Below are 11,464 nucleotides of genomic sequence, written 5' to 3' on the forward strand. Positions count from 1 at the left end.
GCGGGGGCTTAAACCCCTTAATTGGGAGCCATGCCAACAAATCCAGCGCGTTTTACGATACTCTGTTTTGCTTCGCTCCGCTCGCAATGACAAGCTTAGTTGAGCACCCGCCACGCCAGCTCCGCAAACTCGCAGAGTAGCGGCCGCGTGTCCCGCGGATCGATAATATCCTCGACCCCGAATTTCTCCGCCGTCCGGAACGGCGAGCGCACGCGATTGAGCCGCTCCCGGATCGCCTCCAGATGCGCCGCCGGGTCCTCGGCGGCTTCGAGTTCGCTCTTGTAGGCGACCTCGACCCCGCCCTCGATCGGCAGGCTGCCCCAGTCGCCCGAGGGCCAGGCGAAGCGATACTGGAATCGCTCGGCGTTCGACATCGCGCTCCCCGCGATCCCGTAAGCGCGCCGTACCACCACGCTCGCGAGCGGCACCGTCGCGCGATAGATCGCGTTCATCGCCTGCACGCCATAGCGGATCGTCCCCGTCCGCTCGGCCTCGCCGCCGATCATGAAGCCGGGGTTGTCGACGAGATGGACGATCGGCAGCCGGAACTGGTCGGCCAGCTTGACGAAGCGCTCGGCCTTCTCGCTCGTCTTCGCATCCCACGATCCGCCCAAAAAAGAGGGATCGCTCGCGAGCACCGCGACCGGATACCCATCGAGCCGCGCAAAGGCGGTGATCGCCGCCCGCCCCCAGCGCGACCCCATCTCGAAGAAACTGCCCTGGTCGAACACGGCATTCGCAATCCGCCGCATCGAATAGACCTGCTTCGCCTCGCGCGGCACGATCGACAGCAAAGCCTCCTCGCGCCGCCCCACGGGATCGCTGCACGCCGTCCGCGCCGCGCGGTCGTGGATCGACGACGGCAGATAGGAGAGGAACCGCCGCGCCGCCGCGAACGCCTCCGCCTCGCTCGCCACCTCGTCGTCGACGACGCCGTTGCGCGTATGGACGTCGGTCCCGCCCAGCTCCTCGCGGTCGAGCGTGTCGCCGATCGCCGCCGCGACCGCCGGCCCCGCCGCGAAGAGCTGCGACAGCCCGCGCACCATGATGCTGTAATGGCTCGCGACGACCCGCGCCGCGCCCAGCCCCGCGGTCGGCCCCAATGCGAGCGCGACGACCGGTACGCAATCGAGATTGGCGATGATCTCGTGCCACCCCGGCACGTGCGGGATATAGGTATAGCCCATATCCTCGAGCGTCTTGACCGAGCCGCCGCCGCCGGTGCCGTCGATCATGCGGATCAGCGGCAGGCGATATTCGTGCGCCATCGCCTCGCACTGGATGAATTTCCGGTGCAGCGCCGCGTCGGCCGCGCCGCCGCGCACGGTGAAATCGTCGGCCGAGGCGACCACGGGCCGCCCGTCGATATTCGCGCGCCCGAAGATGAAATTGCTCGCGGCAAGGTCTTCGAGCTCGCCGTCGGGGCCATAGCTGCCACGCCCCGCGATCTTGCCGATCTCGCGAAAGCTCCCCGGATCGACGATCGCCGCGAGCCGCGCCCGCGCGTCCATCTTGCCGCGCCCATGCTGCCGCGCGACCTTCTCGGCCCCGCCCATCTTCTCGGCCATCGCCCGCCGCGCGGCGAGTTCGCCCACTTCTTTTTTCCAGCTCATGACAGCGAAGCTAACTGACGTTGACGGAAACGTCATGCAAAACCTATCGTGCGGCCATGACCCGCCTCATCGCCCTCCCGCTCGCCGCCTTCCTGCTCCTGCCCGCCGCCGCCGCGGCAGGCGAAGCCCGCCCGATGGCCGGCGTCGCCGAGCCCTACAAGACCGACGCCTTCGACCCCGACACCGATTTTATGAAAGCGATCGATGCCGCGCTCGCCGACGCGGCGGCTTCGGGCAAGCATGTCCTGCTCATCATGGGAACCAACGGCTGCCACGACAGCGCGTGGCTCGCCAATCTGATCGCGACCGATCGCTTCGCACCGGTGCGCGAGAAATACGAGATCGTCTTCGCCGACATCGGCATGCCGCAGGTCGAGGGCCTCGGCCGCAACCCCGAAATCCCGGGACGCTTCGGCTTCACGATCAAAGGCACCCCGACGGTCGCGATCCTCGACGCCGAGGGCCATGTGCTGAACCGCAAGGCGGCGCCCAAATGGCGCAACGCCGCGAGCCGCAGCGATGACGAAATCTATACCGAACTGATGGAAGAGGAAGAATGATGGCAGACATCGATCTCGCGGGCCGCACCGCGCTCGTCACCGGCGCGTCGCGCGGCATCGGCCGCGGCATCGCGCTCGCGCTGGCGAAGGCGGGCGCCGACGTCGCGGTCAATTATACGCGCGATGGCGAAGCCGCCGCCGAAACCGTCGCCGCCATCGCCGCGCTCGGCCGCAAGGCCAAGGCCTATCAGGCTTCGGTCGCCGACGAGGACGCCTCCGCCGCGATGATCGCCGCGATCGCGGCCGACTTCGGCCCGCTCTCGATCCTGATCAACAATGCCGGCGTCGCCAGCCGCGGCAAGACCGTTGCCGACACCGACGCCGCCGAGGTCGAGAAATTGCTCGCGATCCACGCCGTCGGGGCGCACCGCATCTCGCGCCTCGCGCTGCCGCAGCTTCGCCAGCATGATCGCAGCGACATCATCGTCATCTCGAGCGTCGCGACGCTCGGCCACGCGGCGAACGGCGCGCCCTATAATATGGCGAAGGCGGCGGGCGAGGCGCTGGCGCTCACCCTCGCCAAGGAAGAGGTCCGCAGCGGCGTCCGCGTCAACATCGTCGCGCCGTCGCTGACCGTCAGCGATATGGGCGAACGCCTCGCGCGCGCGATCACCGGCGGCGACATCCACGATCTCGACGCGCGATTCCCCTTCGGCCGCGTCCCCACCCCCGACGATGTCGCCGCGGCGGTGCTCTGGTTCGTCAGCGACGCAAACCCCTATTGCTCGGGGCAGAAACTCAACATCGACGGCGCCGGGCAGGCACGCTTTTGACAAACCGCTGGATTTCGTTTCTTCGTCACCCCGGACTTGATCCGGGGTGACGAGAGAGGGCAATCCAATGAAGATGAGATCGATCGCATGAAATTCATCACCGCCGCCGCCCTCGCGCTGACCCTCGCCGGCTGCGCCACCGCGCAGTCGAAGGAAGCGCGCCCCGCGACCGAAAAGCCCGTCCCCGACGCACCGATGTTCGCGCCCACCGAGGTCGAGAGTCGCGGCTCGGTGACCGTCGGCGGCGTCGCCATCCCCTATCGCGCGGTCGCGGGCACGCTCGTCATCCACCCCAAGGGCTGGGACGACACCGTCCCGATCGAGCGCAAGCGGGACAAGGACGCCGCCGAGGACGTCCCGAACTCCGAAGCCTCGATGTTCTACACCGCCTATTTCAAGGAAGGCGCGCCCGCCGACAGCCGCCCCGTCACTTTCCTGTTCAACGGCGGTCCCGGCTCGCCGACGCTGTGGCTCCACATGGGCGCCTATGGCCCGGTGCGCGTCGAGACGCCCGATCTGGCGCACGGCAGCGCCCCCTATCGCACCGTCGCCAACGACCAGAGCCTGCTCGACGTTTCCGACCTCGTCTTCGTCGATGCCCCCGGCACCGGCTTCAGCCGCGTCGCGGGCAAGGACAAGGACAAGGCCTGGTTCGGCGTCGATCAGGACATCCACGCCTTCACCGTCTTCGTCCGCGACTTCCTGTCAAAATACGGCCGCTGGAAATCGCCCAAATATCTTTATGGCGAAAGCTATGGGACGATGCGCGCCGCGGGAATGACGCTCGCGCTGCAACGGCAGGACATCGACCTCAATGGCGTCATCCTGCTTTCGGACATATTGAACTGGGACCTGATCCCCGACGATCCGCAGCTTAATCCGGGCGTCGACCTCCCCTATGTGGTGTCGCTCCCGACCTATGCCGCGACCGCCTGGTATCACAAGCGCGCCGGGGCAGGCCGCGACCTCGCCTCGTGGCTCGCCGAGGCCGAGACTTTCGCGACCGGCGACTACACGCTCGCGCTGATGAAGGGCAACGACCTCAGCGACGCCGAGCGGCAGGCGGTCGCGGCGAAGCTCCACGCCTTCACCGGCCTCCCGGTCGACTATCTGCTGAGGACCAACCTCCGCATCGAATATGGCGCGCTGCAAAAGGAACTGCTCGCCGACAAGGGACTGACCACCGGCACGCTCGACACGCGCTTCACCGGCGCGACGCTCGATCCGTTGAGCAAGGTCGCGTCGAACGACCCGCAGGGCAGCGCGATCGGCGCGGCTTACACCGCCGCCTTCAACGACTATGTTCGCGGCACCTTGGGCTATGGCGCGGGGACGCATTATGAGGGCGGGCTCGATGTCTATTCGAGCTGGGATTACAAGCACCGCCCGCCCGGCGCCGACCGCGCGCTGATCGCGCTTCCGAACGTGCTCCCCGACCTCGCGGTCGCGATGAAGCAGAATCCGAAAATGAAATTGCTCGTCACCGGCGGCTATTTCGACGTCTCGACCCCCTATTTCGCGGGCCGCTACGAATTGAGGCACCTGCCGGTGCCGAAGGAGTTGCAGGCGAACATCGCGTATAAATATTATTCCTCGGGCCACATGGTCTACGTAAACCCCGCGCTGCTCGGCGAGATGCACAGCGACGTCGCCGACTTCATCCGGCGGACCGACGGGATCGAATAGGACGAGGCCTTTGTAAAAAAGCTGCGTGCTCCCGCGAAGGCGGGAGCCCATCTCCGGCTGGTGCAAGATGGAACCGACCGGAGATGGGTCCCCGCCTTCGCGGGGACACACGGCAGCTTCATTAAGCACCAATCACACCCTACAGCCCCACCCATGCGCCCCGATTCGCCCTCGCCGCTGATCCCCTTCCTCGTCGCCTGCGCGGGGATCGCGACCTATTCGGCGATGGACGTGCTGATGAAGGGGCTGTCGATCGGCATCGGCGCCTATAATGCCGTGTTCTGGCGCACCGGCGCGGGCGCGCTGCTCAGCGGGGCGCTCTATTTCGCGATGCGCCCCGCGATGCCCGACGCGCCGACGATGCGCATCCACGCATGGCGCGCGCTGTTCGTCGCGGGGATGGCGATCACCTTTTTCTGGGCGCTCGCGCGGCTGCCGATGGCCGAAGCCATCGCGCTCGCCTTCGTCGCGCCGCTGCTGACGCTCTACATGGCCGCGATTTTTCTGGGCGAAACGATCGGCCCGCGCTCGATCGCCGCTTCGATGCTCGGGCTGTGCGGCGTGGCCGTCATCGTCGCGGGCAAGCTCGGCGGCGGCGACTATGCGCCCGAGGCCTTGTGGGCGGTCGGCGCGGTATTCCTGTCGGCGGTCTTCTATGCCTATAATCTCATCCTCGCGCGACGGCAGGCGAAGATGGCGGGGCCGATGGAGATCGCCTTCTTCCAGAACCTGTTCGTGACGCTATTCCTCGCCGTGGGCGCGCCGTGGTTCGCCGTGGTGCCGGACGCGGGCCACGCCGCGCCTATTCTCGGCGCCGCCACCCTCGCGACGATCTCGCTGCTGTTCCTGAGCTGGGCCTATGCCCGCGCCGAGGCGCAGATTCTCGCGACGACCGAATATACCGGTTTCCTCTGGGCGATGACCTTCGGCTGGATCTTCTACAACGAGCCGGTCACCTGGCCGACGATCGCCGGCGCGCTGCTGATCGTCGCCGCCTGCCTGATCGTCGCCCGCAAGACCCCGCACGGCGACCCGGTCGAACCCGCGGCGGCGTGACCCACAAAAATAGGGACAGTCCCTATTTAGTTTCACGCGGAGACGCGGAGGCGCGGAGATGTCGCGCTTGCCGCGAAGCGGCCTTTTCCTTCGACACTTCTTCTAAACGCAATGCCGGGAGGAAATGGGGCCTGTCGGCCCAAATCTCCTTCTCCGCGCCTCCGCGTCTCCGCGTGAACCAAAAATTCACACCGCCGCGCGCGCGAGCCGGTCGTTGATCGCCGCGCCCAGCCCCGCGTCGGGAATCGCCGCCACCGCGATCTTCGGCTTCGCGCTCGCCGCGCCCGCGTGCAGCGCGTCGAACAGCCGCGCCGCCGCCTCGACCGCATCACCGCCCGCGCTGAGCTGATAGTCGCCCGCAAGCCCGCCGAACCCGATCCCGAACTCGTCGGCCTCGAACGCGGCGGCGTTCAGCCGCACCGGCTTGCCCGGCGCATAATGGCTCGCGAGCATCCCCGGCGCGACGACGTCGGCGCCCGCGCGCGCCGTCACCGCCAGCCCCGAAGCCTCCGCCAGCATCGCCGCGGTCACCGGCCCCGGCCGCAGCACCTGCACCGCGCCGTCCGCCACGCGCGCGATCGTCGATTCGACCCCCGCCGTCGTGGCGCCGTCGTCGATCACCAGCGCGATCCGCCCGTCGAGGCTGGCGACCACATGGCTTGCCTTCGTCGGGCTGATCCGCCCGCTCGCATTGGCGCTCGGCGCGGCGAGCGGCGCGCCGGTCGCTTCGAGCAGCGCCTGCATCGCGCGGTGCCCCGGCACGCGCAGCGCGATAGTGCCCAGCCCTGCGGTCGCGATGCTCGCCACCGGGCAATCATGGGTGCGCGGCACGACCAGCGTCAGCGGACCCGGCCAGAAAGCCCGGGCCAGCGCCCGCTCCGCTTCGCCGAACACGCCCAGCTTCTCCGCCGCCGCGAGCGACGGCACATGGACGATCAGCGGGTTGAAATCGGGCCGTCCCTTCGCGGCATAGATGCGCGCGACCGCCGCCGAGTCGCGCGCGTCGGCGGCAAGGCCGTAGACCGTCTCGGTCGGCACCGCGACCGGCAGCCCGCGCGCGATGCAGGCCGCCGCCCGCGAAACCGCGTCGGCGCCATAGGGACGAATTTCGGTCCCGGCGGGTTCGTTCGTTTGACCCTCGGCCATGCCGCGCTATAGCGCCGCCTGCAACGGAATCACCAGGAAAGTCGGCACCCCATGACCTATACGCCGCCCACCACCGAACAGCTTTTCGTCCTCGGCCATATCGCAAGGATCGACGCGATGGCGGCGCACGAGACATTCGCCGCCGCGACCCCCGACATGGTCGAGGCGATCGTCACCGGAATCGGCGACTTCGCCGCCGAGGTTTATGCCCCGCTCAACCGCGTCGGCGACGTCCAGAATCCCAAATGGCAGGACGGCAAGGTCACCATGCCCCCGGGCTTCAAGGAGGCTTACCGGCAGTTCGTCGAGGCAGGCTGGGGCAGCCTCGACGGCCCCGGCGAATATGGCGGGCAGAACCTGCCCTTCACCCTCGCGACCGTGGTGATCGAGGCGCTCGGCACCGCCGACATGGGCTTCACATTGTGCAATATCCTGACCCCCGGCGCGATCCACGCGCTGATGGCCTATGGCACCGAAGAACAGCGCCAAACCTGGCTCCCCAAGCTGATCACCGGCGCGTGGAACGGCACGATGAACCTCACTGAGCCGAGCGCGGGCAGCGACGTCGGCGCGCTCCGCTCGACCGCCGAAAAGGTGACGGAGGGACCGAACGCAGGCCTCTACCGGATCAAGGGCCAGAAGATCTTCATCACTTTCGGCGAGCACGACCTCACCGACAATATCGTCCACCTCGTCCTCGCCCGCACCCCCGGCGCGCCCGAGGGGACGCGCGGCATCTCGCTCTTCCTCGTTCCCAAATACCGGCTCGACGCCGACGGCAATCCGACGATCCCGAACGGCGTCCATTGCGCCTCGATCGAGCATAAGCTCGGCATCCACGGCTCGCCGACCGCGGTGATGGTCTATGGCGAGGGCGAGGACTGCCTGGGTGAGATCGTCGGCGACGAGATGGGCGGCATGAAGGCGATGTTCGTGATGATGAACAACGCCCGGCTGATGGTCGGCTGCCAGGGCGTCCAGATCGCCGAGCGCGCGACCCAGCAGGCGCAGCGCTACGCCGCCGAGCGCGTCCAGTCGTCGCTCGCGGGCTCGGCGGACCGCACCCCCGTGACGATCGGGCATCATCCCGACGTCAAGCGGATGCTGTGGCGGATGCGCGCGCAGACCGAGGCCGCGCGCGCGCTCATCTATTATGCGTCGGCGCAGACCGATTTCGGCAAGCTCGGGGACGAGACGGCGAAGCTGCGCGCCGACGTCCTCATCCCGCTCGCCAAGGCGCACGCGACCGACATCGGCTGCGAGGTCGCAAGCCTCGGCGTCCAGGTCCACGGCGGCATGGGCTTCATCGAGGAAACGGGCGCCGCGCAGCATTATCGCGACGCGCGCATCGCGCCCGTCTACGAAGGCACCAACGGCATCCAGGCCGCCGATCTCGTCGGGCGCAAGCTCGGCCTCGCGGGCGGCGACGGGGTGCGTTCGCTGATCGACGACATCGCGCACGGCGCCGCCGATTTCCCGCCGCTCGCCGAGCTGGCCGAAACCTGCCGCCACGTCACCGACTGGCTCGAACAGGCCTCGACGCCCGACCGGCTGGCGGGCAGCTATCCCTATCTCACCATGCTCGCGACCGCGACCTGCGGCTGGCTGATGGCGTTGCAGAATCGCGCCGCGCGCGCCGCGCTCGACGCGGGCGAAGGCGACACCGCCTTCCTCGAGGCAAAGATCGCCTCGACGCGCTTCTATCTCGAACAGATCGTCCCGGCGGCCACCGGCCTCGCGGCCTCGGCGCTCGCCGGCGACGCCGCCCTCGCGCCGCTTCCTGCGATCGCCTGAAGGCGGCGGAAATCCTCGTCCTCTCGCACGATGCGAGAGGGCGGGATGGGGCTCATGATTAACGCAATGATAACCATCGAACGCTAAGTCCGTCCGGCAATGCTGGAGACGCGCGTGCTGAAGCTCGGACAGAAGATGGTGATCAGCTGGCGGGCGCTTGCTCTGTCGCTGCTGCTCAGCATTCTTGCCGGCGTCAGCGGGGCCGGCGAACTCCCCGACCGTGTGATTGCCAGCATAACCAGCCGCCTCGCCTATCGCGATGTTTCGGGCGATATCGTCGTCGTCGGCCTTGACGATCCCACGCTCGCGGCATCTCGCGGCGGCGAATTTGACCGACGTGACCATGCCGCGCTCATTCGCGCCATCGACCGGGCGCATGCGAAACGGCTGTTCATCGATTTCGATTATCAGCGGCCCGACGATTATGGCGGCCTCAAAAGCATTACGGCCGCGGTCCGCGCCATGGGCAATCGCGTGGTGCTCGGCGTTCCGACCCGCCAGGTTCCCGGCACCGACGAGCTGATCACCATTTTTCCCGATCCGTCGTTCGGCGATCAGGCCGTCCGGGCCAGCATCGCCTGGGAAAAGCAGCTCTGGCAGGTCTGGGACGTGCCGTTGATGTATCGCGCCGAAGGCCGTCTCCTTCCCAGTTTCGCAGCGGTTCTGGCGAATAAATCGGCGGATCGGGCCGAGGATTTTCGGGTCGATTTCTCTTACCGGCTGCAAAGCATCAAGCAATATAGCGCCATCGACGTCATCACCGGCAAGATCGGCGAACGCGAACTCGGGGGCAAGGATGTCATCTTTGCCCCCACCGCATCGCGCCTGTTCGACCGCCATTATCTGCCGGGGCACGACACGGTGCCCGGCGCCTATATCCATTTGATCGCGGGCGAAGCGCTGCGGCGCGGCAATCCGGTCAATCTCGGCTGGTGGCCGGCACTTGGGCTGGTCGTCGTCGTCATGGTGCCGTTGCTGATGGCGAACCGCAGTCGCCGGTTCAGCCTCGCTGGATACACCATGTTCATCGTGTTGATCGCGACAAAGGCCTTCCTTTCCTCGCAGCTCATCACGATTTCGATCGGGGCGGCCCTTTTCTTCCTCATGGCGATCGGCGCCAACGCCGCGCGCGCGCGGCGCCGTGATTCGGCACAGCGGGAAAACCCCATTTCCGGCCTCCCGAACTTCGAGGCGCTCCGTGGACAAGCCCCATTCGGCAGCGCGACCATCATCGCCGCCAAGGTCGTCAATTTCGAAGATCTCGCCGCCTTCATCCCCGGTGACGGTATCGGCCAGCTCGTCGAGCAGGTCACCCGCCGCCTCCAGCTCGCGTCGCAGGGCACGGTGCTGCACCACGATCTCGACGGCACTTTCGCCTGGCTCGTTCCCTATTATCAGCACAGCCAGATCGAGGGGCAGCTCGCTGGCCTTGCCGCGCTGTTCAACGCGCCGCTGACGATCGGCGAGCTTCGCGTCGACGTCGCCATCGCCTTCGGGGTCAACGACGAGTTCGAGGGCTCGAACGCGCAGCGCCTCGCCGCCGCGCTCGTCGCCGCCGAAAAGTCGATCCGCACCCGGTCGCTGTGGACCAAATATACGCCGCGGCAAAAGGACGACGCGGGCTGGCAATTGTCCTTCCATTCGCAGCTCGAAGACGCGCTGTCGGGCGGCGACATCTGGGTCGCCTTCCAGCCGCAGTACGGGATCACGACGAAAGAGCTTGTCGGGGTCGAGGCGCTGGCGCGCTGGACGCACCCGACGCGCGGCCCGATTCCGCCCGACGAGTTCATCGTCCAGGCCGAAAAGAGCCAGGACATCTATCGCCTCACCCTGTTCGTGATGGACCAGGCGGTCCGCTCGGCGGCCGAACTCCATCAGCGCGGGTTCGACATCCATATGTCGGTCAATCTGTCGGCGACCCTGCTCGACCACAGCGACCTCGTCGGGACGATCCGCGTCATGCTGACCGCGCATCATCTGCCCGCCGAGAAGCTGACGATCGAGATCACCGAAACCGCGCAGATCGAGAACAGCCGCCAGGCGAAGCAGACGCTCGCGCAGCTCCGCCGCGCCGGTATCCGCCTGTCGATCGACGATTATGGCACCGGCCAGTCGAATCTCGAATATCTGACCGAGATCGAGGCCGACGAGATCAAGATCGACAAGCGATTCGTCATGACGATGCGCGATTCGCAGCGGAACCTCGAAGTCGTCAAATCGACGATCGATCTCGCGCACCGTCTGGGCGCCGTCGCGGTCGCCGAAGGCATCGAAGATGCGCCGACGCTCGCGCTTCTGGGCCAATTGGGCTGCGATGTCGGCCAGGGATACCTGCTTGGAAAACCACAGCTATTTACCGAACTGGTGAATAGCCTCTCCGCCTCCCCCCACAGCCGCACCGCCTGACTGCCAGATTGGCAGCAATCGTTCGTGCGGGATTATAGTTAAGACTCGATTTACCTTGTCTATTAAGGTATATGCTCCGTTAACTGTTCCTCGTGGGCAGTGCCAACAGGAGATCTGACATGGGTTGGTTCTGGAGATTCCTGGGCGGCGGCGGCACCGAAAGCGGTGGCGGCTCGGCCTGACCTGGACACAAAATCAGAAAAGGGCTCCGGACATGTCCGGGGCCCTTTTTCTTTGTCCTGACCCGCGCTGGCTCCGCGACCCCCACGGCGGCATTTCAAGGCTCGCCGATCCCTCGCCCGCGAACCCCCAGGAAAAGCGCGGCGCATTGCCATGACGCGCATCCGGCGAGCGGTGAACCGAATCAAATTATCGACGAGTTGAGTCCTCAATCTGTCATTTACCGTCTTGCATCGGCGCGCCGACGTGG

At 66.8% G+C, this 11,464-nt stretch carries 8 protein-coding genes; 6 read left to right on the forward strand and 2 right to left on the reverse strand.

Translation table 11 applies throughout. From position 1 onward, the window contains the following. Nucleotides 1-95: 95 nt before the first annotated feature. The gene (locus tag OJI97_RS10410) at nucleotides 96-1,613 is read right to left on the reverse strand and encodes an acyl-CoA carboxylase subunit beta (RefSeq protein ID WP_297663239.1); all 1,518 of its coding nucleotides are present in this window, start codon (nucleotides 1,611-1,613) and stop codon (nucleotides 96-98) included. A gap of 56 nt (nucleotides 1,614-1,669) precedes the next feature. On the opposite strand from OJI97_RS10410, the gene OJI97_RS10415 reads away from it, so the two are divergent. From OJI97_RS10415 to OJI97_RS10430, 4 genes are all read left to right on the forward strand, one after another. Next, nucleotides 1,670-2,173, forward strand: coding sequence for a thioredoxin family protein (locus OJI97_RS10415; RefSeq protein WP_297663241.1), 504 nt, complete (start codon nucleotides 1,670-1,672; stop codon nucleotides 2,171-2,173). Then, a complete protein-coding gene (locus OJI97_RS10420; RefSeq protein WP_297663243.1) occupies nucleotides 2,173-2,946 on the forward strand; it encodes an SDR family NAD(P)-dependent oxidoreductase in 774 nt (257 codons plus the stop codon). Before OJI97_RS10415 ends, OJI97_RS10420 begins: the two co-directional genes overlap by 1 nt. An 87-nt stretch (nucleotides 2,947-3,033) precedes the next feature. Beyond that, the gene (locus OJI97_RS10425; protein WP_297663245.1) at nucleotides 3,034-4,632 is read left to right on the forward strand and encodes a peptidase S10; all 1,599 of its coding nucleotides are present in this window, start codon (nucleotides 3,034-3,036) and stop codon (nucleotides 4,630-4,632) included. A 153-nt stretch (nucleotides 4,633-4,785) separates the two neighbouring features. After that, complete coding sequence (locus OJI97_RS10430) at nucleotides 4,786-5,688, forward strand: DMT family transporter (protein WP_297663247.1); 903 nt, start codon at nucleotides 4,786-4,788, stop codon at nucleotides 5,686-5,688. Nucleotides 5,689-5,874: 186 nt separating this feature from the next. On the opposite strand, the gene OJI97_RS10435 is transcribed toward OJI97_RS10430, so the two are convergent. Beyond that, the gene (locus OJI97_RS10435; RefSeq protein ID WP_297663249.1) at nucleotides 5,875-6,834 is read right to left on the reverse strand and encodes an L-threonylcarbamoyladenylate synthase; all 960 of its coding nucleotides are present in this window, start codon (nucleotides 6,832-6,834) and stop codon (nucleotides 5,875-5,877) included. A 51-nt stretch (nucleotides 6,835-6,885) separates the two neighbouring features. On the opposite strand from OJI97_RS10435, the gene OJI97_RS10440 reads away from it, so the two are divergent. Next, nucleotides 6,886-8,628, forward strand: a complete 1,743-nt coding sequence (locus OJI97_RS10440) for an acyl-CoA dehydrogenase (protein ID WP_297663250.1) — start codon at nucleotides 6,886-6,888, stop codon at nucleotides 8,626-8,628. Nucleotides 8,629-8,727: 99 nt separating this feature from the next. Beyond that, on the forward strand, nucleotides 8,728-11,034 hold the full coding sequence (locus tag OJI97_RS10445) for an EAL domain-containing protein (protein WP_297663252.1): 2,307 nt from the start codon (nucleotides 8,728-8,730) through the stop codon (nucleotides 11,032-11,034). Nucleotides 11,035-11,464: the final 430 nt, after the last annotated feature.

Source organism: Sphingopyxis sp., from assembly GCF_025869345.1.
In the GTDB taxonomy this organism is placed as follows: domain Bacteria; phylum Pseudomonadota; class Alphaproteobacteria; order Sphingomonadales; family Sphingomonadaceae; genus Sphingopyxis.